The sequence below is a fragment of the Winogradskyella sp. 266wxhm genome, from assembly GCF_058964685.1.
This window is the reverse complement of sequence record NZ_CM179559.1, coordinates 190,314-216,487: the sequence shown is the minus strand read 5'-3', so window position 1 is coordinate 216,487 and position 26,174 is coordinate 190,314. Positions and strand designations below refer to the sequence as shown.

Here is a 26,174-nt window from a genome sequence, read left to right as displayed (position 1 = left end):
TATTTTTTTCTTAAAATTAAGAAATCCTGTTGACAGTTTTTAAACTAAGGTAAGAAGCATTTCTGGGATCAGGTATTATCGATAATTTTTTGCTTTTAACTATCACCATACTGTAAAAGCCAAATCTATCTTTAATCGTTCCGTAGCAGCAATAAACACCCAAACCATTTATAGGATATTTATCTACAACATCACTAAAATGTACAGCATCGAAATAGTCGCCTTTTTTATCAATAAATGTACTTAATCTCATCAACTTACCTTGTGAGGTTTTATTAAATCTAGTAGTAACAAGAGAACCATAGATGACCACATTTTTTCCGATATAGTCTTTCATATCTTTTGCTAGTATACCTCCTTGCATTTTCTTATTAACCAATTTAAAATAATTACAAATCGGAAAGCCAAGAAGTTCCATTTCATCATAGGCATTTTCTATCCAATTAGTTTTTAGTTTAGGTAATTCAAACTGCTTATGTTGAATCTTGAATAATTGTGATTGTTTACTTTTATCACTTGAAGCATTTAGTTTGAAAATAGCCTGCCATAACAATTCGGTTTTATATTTCTTAGTAAAGCGGAAAGCATCAATACGGATTAATATAGTTAACTGCTCAATACTTATTGAAACACGGTCTATAAAATCATCCAACGATTTAAAATTCCCATGAAGTTGACGTTCAGTAAGTATTCTTTTTATAGTGTATGTTTCTAAATTTTTGAGGTAACCAAAACCGAGATAAATGGACTTTCCAATTAATCTATTGGGATGATCGCTACTATTTATACACGGTAGACAAATTTCTGCACCTTGTTTTTTTGCTTCATGCAAATAATGTTCTGTACTGTAAAAACCACCACCATTATTCAAAACAGCAGTCATAAATTCCAATGGATAATAGCATTTTAAAAACAAACTTTGATAACTTTCTACAGCATAGGAAGCGGAATGGCCTTTGGCAAAAGCATAACCAGCAAAACTTTTAATCTGATTCCAAACCTCTAATATTAAGTCATCTTTAAAACCTTTGTTTCTACAATTAGAAATGAACTTTTGTTCAACTTCCAGAAATTCCTTTCTGGACCTGTATTTGCCACTCATACCACGTCGTAAAATATCTGCTTCACCAAGAGTAAGGTCAGCAAACTGATTGGCAACTTTCAAAACATCTTCTTGATACACCATAACACCATAGGTCTCTGGCATAATTTTCATTAATATGGGATGTGCATTTTTACGGTTTTCAGGGTTTCTATGCCGTTTTATAAATTCATCCTTCATACCAGAACTAGATACGCCTGGTCTAATTATTGAACTGGCAGCTACCAAACCTAAATAATCTTCAGTTTGCAGTTGTTGCATAAGTCCACGCATGGCAGGAGATTCAACATAATATGCACCAATAGCACCACCCGTTTTTAAAAGTTGATTGATCTTCTTATCTGCTTTGAAAGCTTCTACATTAGTAATGTCTATTTCACTTACATCTGGTCTATTGATTTTAATGATATCTAAAGCATCCTTAATTTTAGCCAATCCTCTTTGACCTAAAATATCAAATTTGAATATACCAACATCTTCAGCAATTATCATATCAAACTGAACAGTAGGAAATCCTTTTGGTGGTAGATCAGTTGCCGAATAGTAGTGAATGGGATTTTCTAATATTAAGATACCTGCGGAATGTACACTTAAATAGTTTGGAAATCCTTCAATTAACTTGCCATAGCGAAGGACGAGTCTTGAAATTTCGTCTAAACTATGTAATAAATAGTTACCCTTACTTAACTTGTCTATTTCTTCTTTGGGTAAACCAAAGACTTTGCCCAATTCCCTAACTACAGCACGATATTTAAATGTATTGTAGGTAGCCATTAAAGCTGTGTTTTCAAAACGTCTGAAAATATAATCCGTGACATCATCTCTATCTTTCCACGAGAAGTCAATATCAAAGTCTGGTGGTGAAGCTCTAAAGGGATTGATAAAACGTTCAAAGTATAGGTCGAGTTCTATAGGATCAACATCTGTAATTCCGATAATGTAAGCTACTATACTATTGGCACCACTACCACGACCTACATGAAAATAGCCTTTGCTTTTAGCATAAGACACAATATCATAATTAATCAGAAAAAAAGAGACAAAATCTAGGGTTTTTATAGTTTCAAGTTCCGTTTTTAACCGTTTCATCACCTTAGATGAAGGGTTGGAGTACCGTTTCTTTAGGTTTTTAAAACATAAACTTTCTAACATTTCATAGTCCTCTTCAAAAGAACTGGTATATAACCTTAGGTTTTGTGATTTTCTATTATTTCCAAACTCAAAATCGATGTTACAGTTTTCAATAATTCGTTTGGTATTATCAATTATAAACGGAAAATCTTTGAAAGTTTCTTCAAGTTCTACTTTACAAAGCATTTTATCCGTTGTTAAACACTCTTCTGATTTATCGAGCTTACTTAAAAGGGTATTTTTGTCAATAGCACGTAATAAACGGTGTGCATTAAAATCACGTTTGTTTCTAATTGTTACTTGTTGCTGAATGACCAACTTATCTTTAAGTGTCAACAATTTTGAAAACCGTAATTTTCTTAATTCCTCTTTAGAAACCCCAATGAACTCGTACGGTCTCAGTACCGTTTTTTCAAGCTGTAAAGCCTTTTCAAATGGATAAATAATATAACAGTTATCAAACGGATTAGAAGGCTCATCTGGCAATGGTATATTCTTTTCTGAATGGTAAGATAGGTAACGGTTTAATTCTTGGAAACCGTGATTATTTTTTGCCAGACCTACATAGAGTTGATCGTTTCCGTTTCTAAAATCGATTCCTACGATAGGTTTTATATTGAATTCCTTTGCTTTTCGAATAAAATTTAGACAGGCTGATGTATTGTTTATATCGGTTAAGGCCAAAGAATTAATACTATTTTCTCTAGCAAGTTCTAATAGTTCAATCTCAGAGAAAGTTCCGAAACGCAATGAGTAATATGTATGACAATTGAGATACATTATTGTTTTCTATGAGCTAAAAGGATTGGTGGTTCGCCGTTAAATGGATTATGAAAACGCCCAATTGTTTTTGCACCCATAGAAGAAGCTCTCATAATACTTAATTCACCATAACGCATACGTACCTTATCCATAGCGTTATAGAGGTTAATCATTTCTTCGGTATCATCAAACAAATTGATCTGGTAATGACCGTTTACGATATCACTTATTTTTACACCAACCAGTCTAATTAGTAAGCGACGTTGATATAACTTTTCGAACAGTTCCATTACTCTTGGAATAATGATATGATCGGCACTTGAATAAGGTATTTTGGTTTGTTTGCTATACGTGTTAAAATCCGAATACCTAATCTTTACACTAATACTTCCGCCAAGTTTATTACCCTTTCTTAATTGAAATGCCAAATTCTCTGCCATAGCAAAAAGGGTTGTTTTCAAAACGGTAATGTCGATGGTGTCTCTATTAAAAGTACGTTCAGTAGATATTGATTTTCGTTCATGAAACGGTACAATCGGTGGGTTATCAATGCCGTTTGCTCTTTTCCAAATTGTCTTTCCGTTAGCACCTAACGCACTGACCATCATTTCCAACGGCATTAATTGTACGGTTTTTACCGTTTCTACACCAAGGTTTCGTAATACTTGGTATGTCTTTGAGCCAACAGAAGGTATTTTACGTATCGATAGTGGTGCTAAAAAATCTTTTTCAAATCCTGTATCAATTTTTAGCTGATTATTAGGTTTGGCTTCACCTGTGGCAACTTTTGAGACAATCTTATTAGCAGATAAACCAAACGAAATTGGCAATCCAGACTCTGTAATAATCCTTTTACGTAGTTCAGATGCATATTTATAGCAACCGTAAAATTTATCCATGCCTGATAGATCGGCATAAAATTCATCTACACTAGCTTTTTCAAAAACAGGAACAGCTTCTTTTATGATTTCAGTAACAGTATGAGAGTATTTTGTATATATGGATGAATTACCACGAATAACAACAGCTTCTGGACATAATCGTCTTGCAACTTTCATTGACATTCCAGAATGCACACCAAAAAGTCTCGTTTCATAGCTACAAGCTGCAACAACACCTCGGTCGCCAGTTCCACCAACTAACAACGGTCTGTTTTGTAGCTTTCTATCAATAAGACGCTCGCAAGAGACAAAAAATGTGTCTAAATCTAGATGTAAAATACTTTTTTGCATTTTACAAAATTAGCTACAAATAGAAGTAATTATTGCTAATAATTGTAGTATTAAGAATTAGATTTAGTTTTTGATTCTTTAATTACAAATGTATTTGTTAATCATTTATTTAGTTATAAGTTTTTGAGTTATTTATATTTTAGGATCCAATCCTAATAAATTAAAGAAATCTAATTCCATTTGGCTTTATATAGACAATCATAGGTTACGAAAAATAAACTTGTTTAACTATTGACTTTTTCTATCTTTATTGACCCTTAATTAATAGCGACTCCATTCGAGCCGCTTTATTTGTTTAAACTAATATCGGTTCTTGTTTGGTAACTGAGAATAAACGCAACAAGCCAATATAGAACAAATAGGCTATAAAAAACAAAGAGACAATTAACTTATGGAACTTAAACCAATCAGCCATTTTTATAATAAACGCATTTATGTAATACCAGATTACCAAAGAGGTTATAGTTGGAAGACAAAACAAATTTATGATCTACTAAACGATTTAAAACATGCCAACCAATTAGAGTCAGATCACTACACAGGAACTATTACCATTCACAAACAAGACCAAGATGAATTAATAGGGATGACTAAATACAGTATGTATCACTTGGTAGATGGTCAGCAGAGATTCACCACCATAACGTTAATTCTAAACTATCTATTAAAAAGATTAGGAAGTCAACCAGATTACTCAGATGAGGTAAAAGAAAAAACAGCTAATTATATTATCAATAAGGGTACATACTTATTTCGTTACGAAATAGACCAAGTAAGCCAAAACTACTTCCATTCCGTAATTTTAGAACATCAAAGTTTATCCTCGCCAGACGAAAACCTTTACACTTTTAACCTAAAAAATGCAAAAAGGGATATAGCTGAATATTTTAAACAACCACATGCAAAAGACAAGGAGCTGGAATATTTAATGGCTATTGAAAACCGCTTGATGTTCAATGAATATATTGTCAACACAACAGGCGACATCGGCGTAGTTTTCGAAACAATGAACAATAGAGGCATTGGACTTTCAGATTTAGAAATTGTTAAAAACCGTTTATTGTTTTTAGCCACTAAAATTAAGATTGAAGATGAAGAACACCGTACCAAACAGGTCATAGACAACATCAATCAAAAATGGGCTATTATCCTACGTAACTTAACATTGCCACATCAAACATTAGACGAAAATAGCTTTTTAAATAACCATTGGACGATCTATTACGGATGGACAAAAGATAACCAAGCCAAAGACCAGATTTTAAATAAAATATTTACCATTGAACAAATGGTAAAAGACCCAATAAAAATGCAAAAAGACATAGAGGCTTATGTCAACTCATTAGCAGTAACATCCTTGCATTGGAGGTTTATCAATTACCCAACTGAAAAAGGAGCATTTAAGGAAGTAGATAATAATAACTTACGAAACAAAATCAAAAAGGCTTTTGAAAAATTAAATAGACTTAATAACAGTACGGTAAGACCATTATTATTAAGCTTTATGGGCTTGATGTCTAAAAAGCCTACTGACCTTTTGAAGATGGCACAACTGGCAGAAGTATTCAGCTTTAGATTATTTTCAATGAACAGAAAACGTTCAGATACGGGTAAAGCGGATATCTATAGGCATTGTTCAAATTGGCATAATGATTATACCAATGATAAGATGATTGCGCACGCAAAATTTTATTTGGCTTGGTACATCGATAATCATGGTGATTGGGATAGGTTCGAGTATGAAATCAAGGAATTATTTGACTCCTCAAAAAAGCAGGGTTATTATTCGTGGGTTGGCTTATCTTATTTTTTATACGAATATGAAGAATACTTACGAAAAAATCAGGATTCAAAATTGTCTTATGATTTTGCAAGTAAAAAGACCAAAAGTGTAGAACATATTCTACCACAAGCTTACCAAAAATTTTGGGAAAATGAAATGGAAGCTATTAAAGACGATGAAAAGGAAGTTAAAAGGTGTTTACACTCATTGGGTAATTTACTATTGATCACTACTGATAAAAATTCATCGTTGAGAAATTCAAGCTACGAAAATAAACAGAAGCAATACTATTACGGATCATTTTCCGAAATAGAAATTGCCGATAACAATAACGAATGGAACCCCACAAGTGTAACAAATAGAGAAGACGAATTGTTGAAATTCATAAAAAAGAACTGGAAAACAGAAGATTGGTTTCAAGATAAATACCCCAATCCATATTACCAATCACAAGAAGAAGGTATTACCGATGAGATTGATGATGATATAGTAAAGGAATAGTTGTTTGATGCCAGTCAATAAGAATCAAATACTTCGATACCAAACATTGGATAAATGTTTCAGAAATAAATCTAAAAGGTATTTTATTGATGATTTAGTAAATGCTTGTCAATCTGCTATTGAAAACTTTACAGGAAATGCAGAAGGTGTTCAGAAAAGGCAAGTATATGACGATATAGCTTTTATGATGAGTGAGAACGGTTATAACGCACCCATTGAAAAAGATAAAATGGGTAGAAAGGTATATTATTACTACAGTGATGTTAATTTCTCTATAAATAATCAACCGCTTACCGAATCAGAAGCATTAGAATTAAAGGAAACCTTAATAACATTAAACAGATTTAAAGGTTTACCTCAATTTGAATGGATTGAAAATATAACCACCAGATTAGAAGCATCCTTTCAATTTGGTGAACAGGCTAACGAAATTATTGAGTTCGATCAGAATGAATTTTTAAAGGGAAAGGAGTTTATTAATACATTATATCACGCAATTCTCAATAAAACGGTTTTATTAGTTACTTATGAGAGTTTTAAGTCAGCAGTAAATAATGTCATTGAGTTTCATCCTTATTACCTAAAACAGTATAATAACCGCTGGTTTTCATTTGGTAAAAACCCTAACTTTGATAACATTACCAATTTGGCGTTAGACCGTATAATTAATATTGAAATATCAGATAAGCAGTATTCAGAAACTAATATTGATTTTAAAGAATACTTTGAAGATATAATCGGTGTAACTTTTGACGAAAATCAAACCCCTATTGAAATAACCATAAGAATTGAAAAATCATTATGGCCATATATTAAAACAAAACCATTACACGGTTCCCAAAAGATAAAAGAGATTACCGAAGATTTTACTATAATCACTTTAAAGTTAATACCAAATTATGAGCTTGAAAGTGTGCTACTTCAATTTGGTGGAAGGTTAACCGTAATTAATCCCCAGTCATTACGATTATCTTTAGAGAAAACAATAATCAAAATGAAAAGTAACTATAATAGTGCAGTTTAAATGCATAGTTTACAAATAAGTTAGCTCAACTATGGCGCAAATAACAAGATTAAATAAAGTATTAAGGGAACTAAATATCTCAATAGATCGTGCTTTGGATTTTTTAGAATCAAAAGGTGTCAAAATTGAGAAGAGCCCTAATACAAAAATTTCACAAGAGGTTTATGATATGCTTTCTGATGAGTTTCAGACAGACGCTATCAAACGCGAAAAAGCCCAAGAAGTTAGTGAATCGAAACTCAAAGAAAAAGAAAAGCTTCGTGAAATTAGAGAACGTGAACTTGAGGAAAAACAATATTTAGAATCAAAAGTGAAACGTTCTGGAAAAGGTATTGCCTTTAAAAATTTCAGACGTTTCCAAAATTTCCCAATGCTTCAATTAGGAAATATTACCTATATGGTAGGACGAAACAATTCAGGTAAATCTACAATGGTAAAAGCATTACTATTAATTACCGATTACCTACAAAATCAGTTGTCAGATACCTTTTCATTTGATAATGTCGTACTTGAAGATGCTAATATTGTAACCTTTGGTAGAGCAAAAAACAATATATCTAAAGAGCCTACCATTACATTTGAATATCAATTGGATGAATTTGATATTCATATTATCATATCCGGACAAGATGAAAACACGAAAGCAAAAGTAAATGTATTAAGTGTTAATGATGCTAAAACGGGTACTAACTTAAATATCAATTATTCAAAAGGTAATATTACGGTAAGTAAAGAGCTTATTGAAGATGAAAAAGTTGATGATAATAAACTTAATGTTATAAAACAACTTGAAGATTCAGTATCAGAATTACAAGAGGAATTAGATGCTATAACCGATAAAACATCTAAAGAGTCAATTGAATTAATGACAGCTCATAGAAAAGCAAGCGAAAAGCTTAAAGACGCTAAAAAATTACTTCCAAAAGAAAACAAGTTAAAGGGTGATAAACAATACACGTTAACATATCCTTTATCAGATGTATTACCATATGACAATAATGATGATAATCTTTTGAGAGCCACCATCGAAAAATTTATAAGACATAACGAAGTACTATCAACCAAGAGTAAAAAAGAAATTAAGAATTTCGATGATGTATTAGAGTTAAAAAGAAATAGTGGCCACTTAACAGATTTTTCTAATAAGATAACCCAATCTATAAACCGACAATACTTTTACTTTATTGGTGCAAATCCCTCTAAACAATCAGCACTTTTTTATTTAAGAGACAAGAACAATGCACTTGCACAAGCGATACATAATTTTTATCAATTAACAGCAGGTGAAAAAAATAATGAGGAGACAAGGTTTATCAAAGAATGGATGCAAGTATTTGAAGTTGGTGTAGATTTCAATATTAATATGCAAGCTGGAGAGGCGTATGAGTTTAAAATCTTTGAAGAAGATTCTAAAACAGCAGTATCTCTTTCTGATAAAGGTATGGGATCTTTACAAGCAATGACACTCATTTTAAAAATAGCAAGTTTAATTCGTTTAAGTAAAAAGAATAAAAAGTATATCACTGTTTTGGTTGAAGAGCCTGAATTAAACCTGCATCCTGCTTTACAATCTAAATTAACAGACCTTTTTAACGAAGTTCATAAACAATATGGTTTTAATTTTATCGTAGAAACCCATTCAGAGTATATGATTAGAAAATCTCAAGTATTAACTAAAACACAAGAATACGGTGATCTAGATTCATTAAACCCTAATCCTTTTAAAGTATTTTATTTTCCAGTTAATATAAAAGAACCACCTTATATAATGAAGTATCGTAAAGACGGTAAATTTATGAATGACTTTAAACCAGGCTTTTTTGATGTAAGTTCAGATTTAGCTTTTGATATTTTATAAGGTATGGATATATATATTGACGAAACTAATTTAGAATCTTTTTTAAGTCAAAAAGAACACGCTTTATTTCATGATGTTTTAAAATTGTTAAAACAACAATTAAATATCAACTTTAATTTTTCTAAAAATAGATTAAAAGAGAATGAAAATTTATCAGCAATTATTCCAACCTTAACAAGCGGTGTTGCTGATACGGAAACTACATTTGACAATGCATTCCCAAACAGGCCATTAAAAACAAATTCAGCTATTCATTTTAATTCAGAACAGTTGTCATCAATTTATTGGATTGATGATGCAGATAGTTATAAACTTTTGGGAGCTGGTTCGGTTTTAATTGCACTATTAGGAGAAGAAATAAACGAGACAAAGAAATTATTCTTTAACCAAGATGATTATGTATTTCATAAACGTTGGAGAATTGGAGAAGTAGGTTTTCAGAATTGGAATGATTTAAGAACCTTTTCATTACCTCTTACAGATATAATTATCGGTGATCCATATATATTATCAAAGAAAAATGGTGATGATACAATTCATAATCTATACGAAGCGATTGATGTATTAACTAATCTATCTTTTAACAAAGTAAGAATTGTACTGTTTGCCAATCCTGATTCTATTAGTTATAACCTTGACGATGTAGTTAAAGAATTAAAAAAAGTTCTTAATGATAGTACGGGTAAAAGTTGTAGTGTAACTATTATTAAAACTTCTAAAGAACACGATAGAACAATAATAACAAATTATAAGAGACTTAAAGCAGGTGATTCATTTACGTTTTGGAACAATCAAGGCGTATTATTATCAAAGGGGAAAGAATTAGATTATGAAAGCCTATGTCATAATGAAAATTATAAATATTTAAAATTAAGAATTAACGATTTTCAAAAGATTTTAGATTTTACAAAAGGAAACAATCCAGACGATATAATAGGAGATAAAGTATCGGGTTTTTTAAATTTTTAATCTGTGCACTAAAAATGCACACATTATCCCCATATTTGCAATGTCAAACAAAATAAAAGACAACAAACACTAAAAATGAGCAACCAAAATAATAAAGTAGAAGTAGGATTTATTTGGCAGATTACAGACGATGTATTACGTGATGCCTTCAAAAAAAATGAGATTGGCGATGTCGTATTACCGTTTGTAGTGATCCGTAGATTAGATTGTATTTTACAACCTGTAAATGCAAAAGTTCGTGAAACCTTCGAAAAATTCCACGACAAACTATCTTCAGAAAAATTAATTCCCGTGTTGCGTAAAGCAGCAGGTGGCTTAAAATTTTATAATACATCTAAACATACTTTACAGTCTTTAAAAGACGAACCGCAATACATAGAAATTAACTTTAACAACTACTTGCAAAGTTTTAACCCAGAGGTACAAGAAATTTTAGAGAGTTTCCAATTCGATAAAATTGTAGCACGTTTGGTTAAAAACAGGTTGTTATACGAAATGATTGATGCCATCTGTAAAATAGATTTACACACAGAGGCTATCGACAATCACGGTATGGGATATGTATTTGAAGAGTTAATTCGTATATCAAACGAGCAATCTAACGAAACAGCTGGAGAGCATTTTACACCTCGTGATGTGATTGAAATTATGAACAATTTCCTTTTCGCAGGCGAAAAAGAAAAGCTATCACAACCAGGTATCATTCGTACCATTTTTGACCCTGCTTGTGGTACAGGTGGTATGGTAAACTTGGGTAAAAAGTTTATTCTCGATAAGGTATGTGCCGATAGTAATCATAAACCGACATTAGTAACTTACGGACAAGAAATTAACGAACAATCGTATGCCATAGCAAAATCAGAAGCCTTAATTACAGGAGAAGATGCCAATAATATCAAACACGGTAATTCATTTAGCGAAGACCGTTTTCAAGGGAAATCCTTTCATTATATAATGGCAAATCCACCGTACGGCGTTACTTGGAAAAAAGACCGAAAGTTTATAGAGAATGAAGCCTTAAATCCTTCTGGACGTTTCTATGCAGGTACACCAAGAGTTAGTGATGGGCAATTACTGTTTTTACAGCATATGTTATCTAAAATGGAACGCGAAGGTTCTCGTATTGGTGTCGTAACCAATGGTTCACCCTTGTTTACAGGTTCTGCGGGTAGTGGCGAGAGCGATATACGTCGATGGATTATAGAAAACGATTGGTTAGAATGTATCGTAGCTTTACCTAAAGATTTGTTTTATAACACAGGTATTAACACGTACATCTGGTTTTTAACCAATAATAAAGCACCACATCGTAAAGGGAAAGTGCAGTTGATAAATGGTGATGCTAAAAAAATCATTAAAACAGATGGTAACGGAAAAGACAAAGAAAAACACCTGTTCTGCCAACCCAACAAAAAGAGTTTGGGTAACAAACGAAACGAAATCACATCGCAACACATTGCGCAGTTATTGGAAATGTACCAAAACTTTGAGGAAACCGACCACTCTAAAATATTCGATAACGAATACTTTGGCTACTACCAACTAACAGTTGAACAGCCTAAAGTAGATGCTAAAGGAAATATAGTTAAAGATAGTAAAGGCAATCCAAAACCAGATACCAAAAAAAGAGATTCAGAAAGTGTTCCATTGACTGAAGATGTAGAAACCTATTTTGAAACCGAAGTAAAACCACACGTGCCTAATGCTTGGATAGATTACGATAAAACCCGTATTGGTTACGAAATTAACTTTACCAAGTATTTCTATAACTATACACCTTTACGACCAGCGAGTGAAATTAAAACTGAAATTATAACCTTGGAGAATGACATTGCTGACTTATTAAAAGACCTAATCAGCTAATGGAAAAGGCATACGAGACATATAAGGATAGTGGTGTAGAATGGATTGGAGATATTCCTGAAAGTTGGGACTCTATTAAGTTGAAGTTTTTAGGCTATTTGTATAGTGGATTAAGTGGAAAGAAAGGAGATGACTTTAGAAGAGAAGATTCTGAATTTAATAAGCACTATATACCATTTACGAATATTGCAAATAATTTTCAAATAGACTCTGAAAAATTAGACACAGTTGAGATTTTTGAAAATGAAAATCAGAATGATGTAAAAAAGAACGATTTATTTTTCTTGATGAGTTCTGAAAATTATGATGATATAGGAAAAACATCTGTTTTAAAAGATGAATTAAATAACACATATTTAAATAGCTTTTGTAAAGGTTTCAGGTTATATAATCAAGAGGAAGTTGATGCTAGTTTTTTAAATTATTTATTGTCTGGTGATATTTATAGAAAGACATTATCAATTGAAGCAAAAGGATTCACAAGAATTAATTTACAAATGGGTAAAATTGAAAATTTACCTGTTATTATTCCATCTTCAAAACAAGAACAAACCCAAATCGCAGCCTATCTCGATTACCATACCCAGTTAATAGATACCTTAATTAGCAAAAAAGAAACCCTTATACAAAAACTACAAGAACAACGACAAGCCATTATTAACGAAGCAGTAACCAAAGGTTTAAATAAAAATGTAGCCTTAAAAGATAGTGGCATTGAGTGGTTGGGTGACATTCCAGAGCATTGGGAGGTGGTGAAGTTGAAATTTGTTATTAATGAATTAGAGTCAGGAGTTAGTGTTAATTCCGAAGGAGAAATTGTTGAACCAAATGGTTCTGATTATGGGATATTAAAAACAAGTGCAGTATTTGCTTACGACTTTAATCCATTGGAAAACAAAAAAGTTGTTGACAACGAAGTTAATAGACTTAAATGCCCAGTTAGGAAGGATTCTATAATAATTAGTAGAATGAATACACCTGATTTAGTAGGATCATTAGGGTATGTGAATAAAGATTATGACAATCTTTTTTTACCTGATCGATTATGGCAGACAGTTATTGAAGATTCGAGTGAAATTGATGTAGAATTTTTATGTTATATCTTAAAATCTGACTTGTACAGAAAATTGGTTAGTTCAAAAGCAAGTGGAACAAGTCCCAGTATGAAGAACATTACGAAATCAGATTTTTTAGAGTCACCTATTCCATTAATTCCAATTGAAGAACAAATTGAAATCAAAGAGTATTTAATTTCAAATGACAATTCAGTAAATACTCTTTTAGAAAACGTAAAAACCTCAATCCAAAAACTCAAAGACTATCGTCAGTCTTTAATTTCAGAAGCAGTAACGGGTAAAATAGATGTAAGAGATTGGCAAAAACCAAACAGTTAATGTATGGATAGGCATCTAAACATATTTAGGCCTTTTAGCCACAATCAAGCTAAAGAGCATATAGAAGACAATATTAGTAGGGCTTTTGTGTTGTGCTTACAAAATAGCCAAGTGTTATTTCATAAGTTTATTAAGGGTGTTATATCATCAGAAGATTATGATTACTTATTTAATAACTTTAATCCTAACGCTAATTTTTTTATAGATATTCAAGTAAACTTGTTAAAAGTAGATAGTACAGCTTACAAGTCTATCTACGCTATAGCGCTTACAAGTCAAGAGTTAGAAATGCTTGGTTTTTTTGATGTATATAGCTTTAAACAATTAGAAAACTACAGACCAGAAACCGATATTTTTATAAATCTAAATGATGTATTAATTATTATTGAAGTAAAAAGACATGGTGAAGATTGCAGGCAACAATTGTATAACCAAATACATCAACTGCTACTAAATTCGGATACAATACCAAGTGACGTAATAGTTAAAAGCATAAGTTGGTTGTCTGTTATGGAGCAAGTGTATAAAACGCATAACTTTGAAAAATACACTAATTTAAGCCAACCTTTTTTACATGATTTTTTAGGCTTAATAAGGCAATATCGTTCTGGTTGGTTACCTGTTACACCATTTGCTAGTTTACCAAATGAGGAAACCTATAATCAACAGCGTTGGTTAAGGTTACAAGCAGCAACTGAAGCTATAGAAGAATTAAACTTAATTGGTAAAGGTGGTCGTATAGGATTTCAATTTCCATTACCTTGGGCTGATGAAGTTTTATATAGCTTTCGTGAGGATAATACATTAGTGGTTGCTATTTATCCAGGAAACACAAAATCACAAGGGTATTCTTTTTATGCAAAAAATAATCAAAATTGGCGCAATCTAAAAGAGGTAGAAATTAATGGAAAGAAGTTTGAAACCAAAATTACATCCCATATAAAGTTTTCAGGGCAAGGATATATTACGGGTTTATGGTTTTCTAATGAAGATGAAAAGCAGCCTATTTGTACAACCAACAATTTTCATTTTACTGGCAGAAGATATAGAGAATCTTGGGACGAGTTAGAGCGTTTCTTTGATAATTCTTTCGTTGAAAATTATAATTGGCGAGAAAAATGCAATTGGACAATTAAAATTAAAGAAAGTAATCGTACACGTTTTGATCTATCTTTTGGATACGAAATAACAATACTAATACCTTATAAGTACTTACAAAACCTAGATAAAACAACACAAGATCTAGATATACTTTCAGATCTTTTACTAGCTGTTTACAATAAGTTTTTAACCCTATTAGAATGGGAAAATTAAATTCAAAAACATAAATCATAAAAAATGGAAAAGTATATTTATCTAATCATTGGTGTGCTACTTGGTACTATTATTGTCTTTTTATGGCTAAAGCAAAAATTTGCAGCTCAAAACGCGAGGTTATCGGCTAATAAAGAACAAGCAGAAAACGAATTGGCTTCAACTATTAATAAACTTGATAGTTTAGAGAAGGATTATGAAACTTTAAATGCTAAAAACAACGATGCTATTATAAAGTTAAGAGAGAACCAAGTGGTAATTTCAGGATTAAATAAGGATATTCTAAAACACCAAGAAGACTTTACAAAAATTGAGAAACAAAAAAAGCAATTAGATCAAGACTTAAAAGACGTCAACGAGCGGTTATCACAAGCAAAATCGTTTAACAAAGGGCTAGAAGCTACTATTGAAAAAAATAAACAATCGGAAGCTAAACTAGAAAAAAACATAGCTGAAACTAATGAGCGTTTAACAGAAAAAACAAACGATTTCAATGAAGCTAATAAACAATTAGCATCAGCTTTAGCTGATAACAAAGCATTAAAAGCAAATTTAGAAACACAGAAGAAAGAAATAGAGGAGCTTGGTAAAAAGTTCAATACAGAATTTGAAAATATTGCTAGTAAAATATTAAAAGATAATACAAAGTCCTTTTCAGAAGTGAACGAAGCTAAAATTAATGAGTTACTAAAACCTCTAAATAAAGATATAGCAGCATTTAAAACCAAAGTAGAAGAAGTTTACGATAAGGAAGCAAAAGAACGTTTTTCATTAGGTGAAAAAGTAAAAGAATTAGCAGAGAAAAGCGATAAAATTAGTCAAGACGCTATAAACCTAACCAATGCCCTAAAAGGTGAAGCAAAAACACAAGGAAATTGGGGTGAAATGATTTTAGAAACCATACTTGAAAAATCAGGCTTACGTAAAGACGAAGAGTACTTTATGGAGCACCAGTTAACCGATGAAAATGGCAAACCTTTACGTTCTGATTCCGAAAATAAAAAAATGCGTCCCGATGCAGTCATTAAATATCCAGATAACAGAAATGTAATCATAGATTCTAAAGTGTCTTTAAATGCATTTACTCGCTATTTGGCAACATCAGATGTAGAGGAACAGAAAAAGGAATTAGATGCCCACATAGCAGCAATTAAAACCCATATAATTGCTTTGAGTACTAAAGGTTATGACGATTATGATAAAGCACTAGATTTTGTAATGATGTTCATACCGAGTGAACCTGCTTATATTGCTGCAATGCAAGCAGACCCGAACTTATGGAATTATGCTTATGATAAGCGTATTTTATTAATGAATCCAACTAATTTAATCACTGCTTTAAAATTAATTGTGGATTTATGGAAACGCGAATACCAAAATCAAAATGCTATTGCTATTGCAGATAGAGGGGCAAAACTATACGATAAATTTGTTGGGTTTGTAGATAATTTAGAAAAAGTAGGTACTCATTTAGAAAGAGCACAATCGTCTTACACAGATTCTTTTAAACAATTAAGTACGGGTAATGATAACCTAGTTTTACAGGCTACAAAACTTAAAAAACTAGGGATTAAAAATAAAAAAGAGTTAAATCAAAGCATTGTCAACGATGCAGAGATACATAAACTTACAGAATAGTTATGGCAGGAGGAACTAAAGAAATACATTTTGAAGACCATATAGTAAACTATTTAACCCAAGAGGTTAAAGAGTATAACTTGGTGAATACAAAAAAGTACGATAAAAAATTATGCATCATACCAGAAGATGTATTGACATTTATAAAAGAAAGTCAACTCAAAAAATATAAGAAGATAAAAACCCATTTAGGGGAATCTACAGATACTAAAATTGTAGAAGCGGTTGCCAAAAGTGTACGTAACAACAAAACCTTAAAAACCTTACGCAGTAAATTACGTATTTCTGGTGAGCGTTTAGATTTGGTATATTTTCAACCAGCTAACAACAAAACACCAGAGCACGAAACGTGGTATAAGCAAAACCGTTTATCTATTATTAGACAATTAGCGTATTCTACTAAAAATAATAATGAATTAGACTTATGCTTCTTTATTAATGGTATTCCTGTAGCCACTGCTGAATTAAAAAATGCACTTACTGGGCAAAACCATCACAATGCCATTAAACAGTATATGCAAGACCGAGACCCTAATGGGGAATCCTTGTTGGAGTTTCAACGTTGTTTGGTACATTTTGCTATCGGTACAGAAAAAGTGTTTATGACCACCAAATTAGCAGGTAAGTCAACCTTCTTTTTACCGTTTAATCAAGGGTTAAGAAATTACAATCCTAATGGTTTTGCCACAGCCTATGTTTGGGAAGATATTTTACGTAAAGATTCAGTATTGGATTTAGCACAAAACTTTATCAATCTACAAGAAGATGTTGAAAAAGTGTATGACCCTAAAAAGAAAGCCATTGTAGAAAAGAAATCTACAAAGTTGTTGTTTCCAAGATTTCATCAATTAAAAGCGGTTAGGCGTTTATTAGACCAATTAAAAATTGATGGTACCGGTACGAACTATTTAATACAACATTCAGCAGGTTCAGGTAAATCTAATACCATTACTTGGTTAGCATATCGTTTGGCTAATTTCTACCAAAATTATACGGATGATGCTGCTTTATTCGATTCTATTATTGTAGTAACCGATAGGCGTGTATTAAATACGCAGATACAAAATAATATCAGGCAAATAGACAATGTTCCTGGTATGGTAGAATATGTAGATGAGAAAAAAACATCGCAAGATTTAAAAACAGCAATCAAAGATGGGAAAAGAATTATTATTACGACCATTCAAAAATTCCCAGTCATTTCAGATGCAGTAAGTGAGTTTCCAGACCGTAAATATGCAGTAATTATTGATGAAGCGCATAGTTCACAGTCAGGTGAGACCTCAAGGCATATGCGTAAAGCTTTAAGTTTAGAAGATGCAGCTAAACTAGACACACCTGAAAAGGATTTAGATGAGGTAATAGCAGACGAAATCAGTAAAAAAGGACAACAACCTAATATTTCTCAATTTGCCTTTACAGCTACACCTAAACCTAAAACCATTGAGTTATTTGGTACAGTACAAGCAGATGGTGGTAAAGAACCATTTGATATTTACTCAATGGAGCAAGCCATTAAAGAAGGTTTTATTTTAGATGTATTAGAAAATTATATGTCATTTAAACGCTATTACAAATTAATTAAGCGTAGTGATATAGAAGATAAAGAATACGAAAAGAAAAAAACCGTACGTGTTTTAGGTAATTATGTAGATTTACAAGACCACGCAATCGAAAAGAAAGCTCGTATTATTTTAGAACATTTTTCAGCCGAAACTCAAAATAAAATTCAGGGGAAAGCAAGAGGAATGCTCGTAACCAAATCACGTTTACACGCAGTACGTTTTAAAAGAAAATTTGACGATGTAATGCGAGAAATGAAATTGCCTTACGAAGCGTTAGTGGCTTTTTCAGGTACTGTAAAGGATGATGAAACAGGTGAGGAATATACCGAAACCAATATGAATGATTTAGGTGGGAAAATTAGCATTCCTGATGCGCTTAAACTACCTAAATACCGCTTGTTAATTGTTGCAAACAAATACCAAACTGGGTTCGATGAACCTATGATGCACACAATGTTTGTTGATAAAAAATTAGGAGGTACCAGTACCGTGCAAACCTTATCACGTTTAAATAGAAATGCGCGAGGTAAAGAATCTACTATGGTATTAGATTTTGTAAACGATCCAGAAGATGTACAAGCAGATTTTCAAAAATATTACGGTAAAAACTTTATTCAAGAAGAAAACTTAACAGACCCTAATGCGATTTATGATAGCTTAAATCAGGTGGAAAGTTTTGAAGTGTACTACCCTCAAGAAGTTGAAGCTTTTGCCAGTATATTTTTTACGGAAGAGGATAACTTTGAAAAGCTACAACCTATTTTAGAAGAGATAGCGGCTCGTTTTGTAGATAATTTAGAAGAGGAAGACCAAGCAGCCTTTAAAAGCGCAGCCAGTTCTTTTGTGAAACTCTATCGTTTTTTAAGCCAAATTATCACATTTACCGATGTAGAATTGGAAAAGGTATATGTGTTTTTAACAGCATTAATAAAAAAGTTGCCTTATGCTAAAACATCTTTGCCATTAGATGTAGTAAACGATGTAGAGTTAGATAGTTATAAAATTCAACATAAGTACACAACCCAATTAAAGTTAGAATCAGCAGATGGTGAACAAGAAGGTATGCAACCAAGTGGAGCATCTGGTTCAAATAATGATGAGTTTGATTTCTTAACCAAAATTATAAAGGTTTTAAATGAAACCTACGGTATAGAATTAACTGATGAAGATAAGGTCGAGTTTAAAAGAATGAAAGAGAATATTTATTCGAACGCAGAGTTAATGTCTTTCTTTAATAAAGGAAACTCAAAGGATAACATCAAAGATAAGTTCAGCGAAGAAGTAGATTCAGAATTATTAAACTTCATTGATAAGAAGTTGGATTTTTACAATAAAATGACAGAAGATAAGATTAACACGCTATTCAAAACCATGTGGTTTAACGAATTGTATGATGCTCGTGTTAGAGGTATTGGTAAATAATGTATTGTAATGCCCAACTGTATTAAATTATTGGAAATGAAATAATATGAAAATAAAAAGTGCTAAATCCTTTCGGCAATGGTATAAGAACTTAACCCCAGCAAGACAACAAGCATCTGAATTTTGGGATGAAAATTTCATAGGTGCACAACATGAAGATTTTTCAGGTTTTTTTACAATGTATCATGGCGATAAAGTAAATGTATATGATTTCTTAAGAAAAGAAGTTGAAATGGCCGAAGACGGACAAGCTATTTACGAATTTGTCCAAAATGCGGCTGACAGTGATTCTACAAAATTTTACATGTTTTATGATGAGAATTACTTAATGGTCATAAACAACGGAAGCGTGTTTTCAAAAGAAGGAATTAAATCAATTTTGAATATCGGCCAAAGTTATGGAAAACAAGACCCTGATAAAATTGGCAGATATGGGATAGGGTTTAAATTGGTGCATAGATTGGTTGGTAAATCTTCAGGACTAAACGAATTACTCAATGTAGATAATCAAGGGTATAGAGGTCCAATTTTGTTTTCTTGGTCAGATAAATCACAATTCGATAGCTTTTTAAATGCAGATGATTTTGAATATGTTCACTTCAACGATAATAATGCACCTTGGATATTGAAAATTCTAATCACTAATTTCCCTGCACAGCCCAATGAGAAAGTAAAAGATTTAGATTATAGTGAAATTGAACCATTTAAAAACAAAGAATTAAAAAGTTTTCAATCCTTTTTAAATTCTTGTAGTGATAAAATTGATTTGAAGCCCTCTAACAGTGGAACTGTTTTTTTTCTAAAACTTGGTGATAATAAATTTGATTATCTTCAAAAACAGGAACAAGAGTATTTGAATGGATTATCCACTTCAATGCATTTCCTAAAATCACTTGACACATTAGTTATAAATGAAAACCTTGTAAACAAAGATATAGAAGCAACTAATGTTTTAGAATTTACCATTAAAAATGGTTCAGATAGTTTCAATGAAATTGGCTTAACAGAGACGAGAGACAAGGAATCAGATGCAAAATTTAAAATCTGTTTTGCTGATAATGCTAGCTCTGCAAACGAAATAAAAAAACATCCCAATATATACAAATATTTCCCTGCGGTTAAAGAGGTTAATAAATTAGCATTTGTAATTCACAGTAATTTATTTGAATTATCGAGTAACAGACAAAATCTTACAGAAACACCTATCAATAAAAATCTACTTGAGCTATTATCAAAACAGTTGATAGCCAGGATGGATGTCTATAAATCTTCAAACAGAGATACATTTAAAAATCTTTTCACAAGTATATTAATGTCTGAAGAAGCATCAAGTGGTTCTTCGGGGAGCGGTTGGCAAAATGAATTTTTTTATAATAATTTATTAAAGTATATAAGGGGAGTTGTACCAGCAAAAAATGGTAACTATTCAAACAATCCTCAAAACGTAAAAATCAACAAGCTTAAATCTCAACTAAAATTAGCGGATTTTGGATTAGGTCATATTCAATGGTTTGAGTGGGATAATGAAGCAGATAGATTGCTTATAGAGGAAGCTATCAAATCTGAAAAATTGGGGATTGAAGAATGGGACATAAGAAACGTTATAGAAAATGCCGATATTGATAGTATAAATAATTGGATTGCTAATTGTGAAGAACCAGCGTATAATGACTTTTTAAATGAATTAGAAGAAAGTTATTTAAGATCAGAAACTAAAGAAAAGATTCGTCAAATTAAACTCTTTAAATTTACCAATGGAAAGTTTTTTTCGCTTAACGAAGTAATTATAAAGGATGATTATGGTAGACCTAAATTTAGATATTCAAATTGCTTTTTGAGTAGCATCAAAACCAAAGGAATAAAAAATGAACTTATTAAATTAGGACTGGTCGTTTCAGAATTGTTGATTGAAGATTATCCTACTATTTTTTCTACAATTATCTCACCCGATGGTAGAAAACAATATGACCTAATTGCTAAATGGTGCATAGAAAATGGAAATAAACTATTAGCCGATGAAAAGAAAAAACTATTCCTCAATTTCATTAGCGATGCAACAAAATTTGACAATGTAGTCGAAGGCACCTTAAAAGATTTACATCTATTTTGCAACAGCAATTCCGAAATAAAATCACTGAATAAACTTATTGATTGTAATCTTAATACAGCAAGTTGGCTAAATACTTACAAAATAAACAAAGATGAGTTTTTTACTGAATTAAAACCTTATTTGCTTTCCGAGCAAGAAGAAATATTTGAAGAAATATTTATTCCTAATCAAGAAAAAATCCTTTCTGAATTAACAGAAGCAAACGAAATAAAATCACTGATAAAACTTTACCATGATAATCAAAAGCAGTTTTTTAAGGAATATATCATAAAGAAAACGGAACATTCTTTTTCAATAGCTCAAAAAACAAGTAGTACGTATCAAGTACAATCAGCCGATCCAGAAGCAAGAAAATTTATTCATAAAAACTGTGCTAACAATCTATTTGTACTTCCTTATGAGTTTTTGGAATATAAAGATGAAGACGGTATAGTAAAGACTATTGATTTACACAAAAAAATAATTGAGATTGTAGATGTTAATCTTCACAAGGAAGAACTTGTAAATATTATACATTATCAAGAAGCAAAAAAGCTTTTTCTGCAAGAACTTTCAAAGTTCAGGTTTAATTCTAAATCTGTCTATACTAAAGATGATTACGAGTTCAAAATAATGGAATTGGCTTGCAGTGAATTAAAGGAAAATGATTTTCAAAATTTTAGGCAGAGAGTTAAAATAGTAAAAGATGGCCCAATTTATAATCTTTCCGAGATTTCGTTATTTACTGATAGAATAGAAATTGCTAATAGAGAATTTAGCTTATCAAAAATTTTACCATTGACACATCAAAATAGTGATTTGATAAGTGATTTAATTTCACAATTTAATGGTTTAGGTATACCGAATGAAAAACTGAATATCTTGTTTGGGGTTAATGAAGAAGTTGATAAAGACAATGTGTTTGAAAAGTTTATAGAACAAGCCGAAACACTGGAAAACCCAGAGCAATTCTTTTTTTTAGTTTATTATCATCAAAAAAATCCAGATTCAGATATATCAAAATTGGGTTTTGATTTGAAACATGCTGTTTTCCCGTCTGAATATGCGTTAGAAAATGAAAAACTACCTGAATATTTGAAAAAATGGATAAATAACGAAGAAATTAAATTGTCCGAACTTGAAAAATTAGGTATTTGGACTGAAAACACTGTTTTGGTACAGTTACGTAAGTTTTTGAAAGGAGATATTAATGAATTTTCCAATGTTAGGTTGGCACAAGACACCCGATTTAATGAAGATGAAACAATGCTATTTAATACGTTTGAATGGCTCAAAGTAAAAGGAATAAAACTTCCAGCATCAGAACAGTTTGAATCATTAAAGAAGATTGTAGGTGTTATCAATGAAAGTCGAAAAAGTAAAGGTGAATTAATAATACAAAAGGAATACAACTTTGAAGTATTAAAGGAAAATTCAACAATATGGCAAGAAACAGAGAGTTTCACTGTTTTATTGTACGAAGATCAAATGCCTTTACTGATCGGACTTAATGAAATTAAAGAGTATGTTTTTTATGCCTACAGGAATGGTGATTATGCCGTAAATAATAACATCATTTATATAAATTCAAAAAAAGATAAAATGCAAACACTTCTAAAAGTAGCCTCTGATGATAAAAATAATTTTTTACCTAAAGATTTGTTGGAATTTTTTGGTGAAAGGAATGAAGGTGAAAATGAAGAAGATCAACACCCCAATACCTCTTTCCTTGATGAAGTAAATCAATTTATAGCTGAAGAACTTGAAGATACGGAATGGTCTGATTACATACCTGATTTAAAGAATTTATTACAAGATTTTAGTAATCATCCTCAAGAAAAACAGAAACTATTTAACCTAATTGCTAAAATCAAATTAGCAAAAGAAAGGAATATTAAATATGAAGATTCGGATGAAGGTTTTAATGTTGTAAAAATAGGTGATGAAAAGTATTTTGTACATAGTGCTAGAGGGGCGTTTGCCTATATTCATCCGAATGAGATTCTAAAAATGATAAATGAGAAATACAAAATGGCTCTTGATTTTAATACTAAATCAAGAATTAAAATCTATGACAAGGCAGAAGACATACTTGAATTAAACACAAACCACATTCTTGCTTTTCAAGGTGATAAACCATTTGAAGATTTAATTGCTTTTTGTGAAGCGAATAGAGGCGAGAAAAAACACTTACTAATTATTGATAAAGACAATGCAAATGAAAAATCTAAAGCATACCTAAAATTATTTAACAATAGTGAAGATGACTATCAATAATAGTAAACATATTAACTTAATACAAGACGAACTACTTTATCAAACAAATGAGTTCGAAAAATTGCTGAAAAAACAAGCAGCAAAAATGTTTGTAGAGAATCAGCTTTATTTGTGTAGATACCAAGGATATGATGAGGTTAGGGGTAATATTATTGTAAGGTTTGATCATAAAATATGCTTTCCACCACGTAAGAATGAAAATTTACAATGCTTCGTTTCTTCAATTCAAGATGATAATGTGAAAAATTGGGGAGGTCTTACTTATGAGAAATTGAGAACAAATGTTGCTACTCAATTTGAGAGTAAAACGGTGTTTTTTAAATATGAAACCAATCAAACTATTGTTGGGCTGTCTGGAGTAAAAGTTGAAGATATTGAAAAGTATGAAAGAAATGCTTTAGTGTTTTTAGCCCCAACTGACCCGCCATTACAATACCTGATTAATCTTGTGGACTTTTTAAAACAAGTAAAGCCAAATACAAATAAACTATTAGAGTTAAACATTGAAGAGAAAAATTGGAATCCACTGCCTTTAGTTGTGGATGAAGACATTATAACTAACATACAAACAGATTTTTTCAAAACAGATACAATAATTATACAAGGACCACCGGGTACAGGAAAAACTTACCTTATGGCCTTATTGTGTGGTGCATTACTTAAATCTGAATTTAGAATACTTGTTACTGCATTAACTAACAGAGCTTTGATTGAATTAGCGGAGAAAGAGCATTTAAAAACTGCATTACAACAAGGTAAAGTTTATAAATCGGCATTAACGGCTGAAGAACAAAAAAATGAAAAAGCAAAAGGTCTTCAATCTTTTAAAAGTTTGAGCAAGCAACAACCGCAAATGTTGTTGACTACTTATTACATAATGAGTCAAATTGCAACGAAAGCAGTCGTTGATGAACACTTTGATTATATCATTATAGAAGAAGCAAGTCAGGCCTTTTTGTCAACTATAGCGTTAGCAAAAAAGCTTGGTAAAAAATGCATAGTAATTGGTGATATTAAACAACTTGAACCAATTTTTCATAAAGAATATGCGCCCGAAGACATAAATAATTATCATTGGATGATTTGTGGGCTTAAATCTATAAGTTTTTATTTTCCAGGTGCAAAGCAATACATCTTAACCGAATCTTATCGTTTAACTGAAAACGCTATTAAAGGAACAAATTTGTTTTATGGAGATGTATTAAAAAGCAAGTCAGATATAAAGCTTCCACTTGATTTTTTCAATTATCCAATGCTTAAAAAGTACTTGAATAATCTTGGTGGTTCGAGTTTGATAAGGTTCCAACTACCCGAAGGTAGGCTTCCTTCTGCTGAATGTTCAAGATTTATTGTGCAATTAGTTGACCAAATTAAACAGTATAATAAGAAATCAGAAATAGCAGTTTTAGCTTTTCATAAAGATTCCATTCGTTCACTTCAAAAAGAAATTTTTGCAAAATGTGTAAACACTGAAAATCTTTTAGTAGAAACAATTGATAGAGTTCAAGGGCTTACAACAGATTTTTGTATTTTCTTTGTTCCGGTTGAAGGTATTCCATTTGCATTACAAGCAAATCGTTTCAACGTAGCCACATCAAGATCTAAATTTTGTACGTTAATTGTTTCAGACGAAACGATTCCCTCATTCTATTCTGTTATTGATAAAAATGTAAAACAATTCATGCTCTCAATAAGCAATTCAAGTTATTGTGAAGAAAAAACAGAAAATATTCAATCAAAAAATATAACCGAAACAAAAAATCAAAAAAGACCTAATATTGTTGGTTATATAGACCCATCCAAATTTGAAAAACCACGAAAGGAGATCAATAAAAATAAGGAAAACCTTTATATCATTGATACAAACGTATTTGTAGATTATCCCGAGATTATATCCAAAATAAGTAAAGAATATCCAATAATCTTATCTGCAAAAGTTATTGATGAATTGGATCATTTAAAGTCTAAATTGGATAACGAAGGAAAAAGAAATGTACAAAAAGCGTTAAAGTCAATAAACGGTCATTTGGAAACCAGAGATTTAAGAATGGAATTATCAGATACATCCTTATTACCGGTTGATTTTAACAAACATTCCCCTGATAACCAGATTCTGACAGTGGCATTAAAATTCAAATCAGAAAATCCTATTCTTTTAACTTCGGATAATGGCCTACAAGTAAAAGCTAAAGGATTAAAGGTTACAACTATTTCTTTAAAAGCTTTTTTAATGCAATTACGTTATTAATG

General features: G+C 31.3%; 13 protein-coding genes. 11 read left to right on the top strand and 2 right to left on the bottom strand.

Annotated features, from left to right (window positions below; genetic code table 11):
• Nucleotides 1–16: 16 nt before the first annotated feature.
• Nucleotides 17–3,013 (bottom strand): DNA polymerase III subunit alpha, encoded by a 2,997-nt coding sequence (locus AC2H4K_RS00995; protein ID WP_493742710.1) that lies wholly within the window; start codon nt 3,011–3,013, stop codon nt 17–19.
• On the bottom strand, nt 3,013–4,227 hold the full coding sequence (gene dinB / locus AC2H4K_RS00990) for a DNA polymerase IV (RefSeq protein ID WP_493742709.1): 1,215 nt from the start codon (nt 4,225–4,227) through the stop codon (nt 3,013–3,015). The genes AC2H4K_RS00995 and dinB overlap by 1 nt, the downstream gene beginning before the upstream one ends.
• Before the next feature lie 391 nt (nt 4,228–4,618).
• Here dinB and AC2H4K_RS00985 point away from each other — a divergent pair, with 391 nt between their 5' ends.
• The 11 genes from AC2H4K_RS00985 (at nt 4,619) to AC2H4K_RS00935 (ending at nt 26,172) form a co-directional block, all read left to right on the top strand.
• Entirely contained in the window at nt 4,619–6,511 is a 1,893-nt protein-coding gene (locus AC2H4K_RS00985; RefSeq protein WP_493742708.1) for a DUF262 domain-containing protein, read from the top strand.
• 7 nt (nt 6,512–6,518) lie between these two features.
• Nucleotides 6,519–7,535, top strand: a complete 1,017-nt coding sequence (locus AC2H4K_RS00980) for a helix-turn-helix transcriptional regulator (RefSeq protein WP_493742707.1) — start codon at nt 6,519–6,521, stop codon at nt 7,533–7,535.
• Nucleotides 7,536–7,566: 31 nt separating this feature from the next.
• On the top strand, nt 7,567–9,393 hold the full coding sequence (locus tag AC2H4K_RS00975; RefSeq protein WP_493742706.1) for an AAA family ATPase: 1,827 nt from the start codon (nt 7,567–7,569) through the stop codon (nt 9,391–9,393).
• A 3-nt stretch (nt 9,394–9,396) separates the two neighbouring features.
• Complete coding sequence (locus tag AC2H4K_RS00970; RefSeq protein ID WP_493742705.1) at nt 9,397–10,362, top strand: hypothetical protein; 966 nt, start codon at nt 9,397–9,399, stop codon at nt 10,360–10,362.
• A 75-nt stretch (nt 10,363–10,437) separates the two neighbouring features.
• Nucleotides 10,438–12,225: a type I restriction-modification system subunit M gene (locus AC2H4K_RS00965; RefSeq protein WP_493742704.1), complete on the top strand. Its 1,788-nt coding sequence runs from the start codon at nt 10,438–10,440 to the stop codon at nt 12,223–12,225.
• Nucleotides 12,225–13,619: a restriction endonuclease subunit S gene (locus AC2H4K_RS00960; protein ID WP_493742703.1), complete on the top strand. Its 1,395-nt coding sequence runs from the start codon at nt 12,225–12,227 to the stop codon at nt 13,617–13,619. The genes AC2H4K_RS00965 and AC2H4K_RS00960 overlap by 1 nt, the downstream gene beginning before the upstream one ends.
• Nucleotides 13,620–13,622: 3 nt before the next feature.
• Nucleotides 13,623–14,933: a hypothetical protein gene (locus AC2H4K_RS00955; protein ID WP_493742702.1), complete on the top strand. Its 1,311-nt coding sequence runs from the start codon at nt 13,623–13,625 to the stop codon at nt 14,931–14,933.
• A 24-nt stretch (nt 14,934–14,957) separates the two neighbouring features.
• The gene (locus AC2H4K_RS00950; RefSeq protein ID WP_493742701.1) at nt 14,958–16,571 is read left to right on the top strand and encodes a DNA recombination protein RmuC; all 1,614 of its coding nucleotides are present in this window, start codon (nt 14,958–14,960) and stop codon (nt 16,569–16,571) included.
• Between the two features lie 2 nt (nt 16,572–16,573).
• Complete coding sequence (locus AC2H4K_RS00945; protein WP_493742700.1) at nt 16,574–19,558, top strand: type I restriction endonuclease subunit R; 2,985 nt, start codon at nt 16,574–16,576, stop codon at nt 19,556–19,558.
• 46 nt (nt 19,559–19,604) lie between these two features.
• A complete protein-coding gene (locus tag AC2H4K_RS00940; RefSeq protein ID WP_493742699.1) occupies nt 19,605–23,924 on the top strand; it encodes a sacsin N-terminal ATP-binding-like domain-containing protein in 4,320 nt (1,439 codons plus the stop codon).
• The gene (locus AC2H4K_RS00935) at nt 23,911–26,172 is read left to right on the top strand and encodes a PIN domain-containing protein (RefSeq protein ID WP_493742698.1); all 2,262 of its coding nucleotides are present in this window, start codon (nt 23,911–23,913) and stop codon (nt 26,170–26,172) included. Before AC2H4K_RS00940 ends, AC2H4K_RS00935 begins: the two co-directional genes overlap by 14 nt.
• Nucleotides 26,173–26,174: the final 2 nt, after the last annotated feature.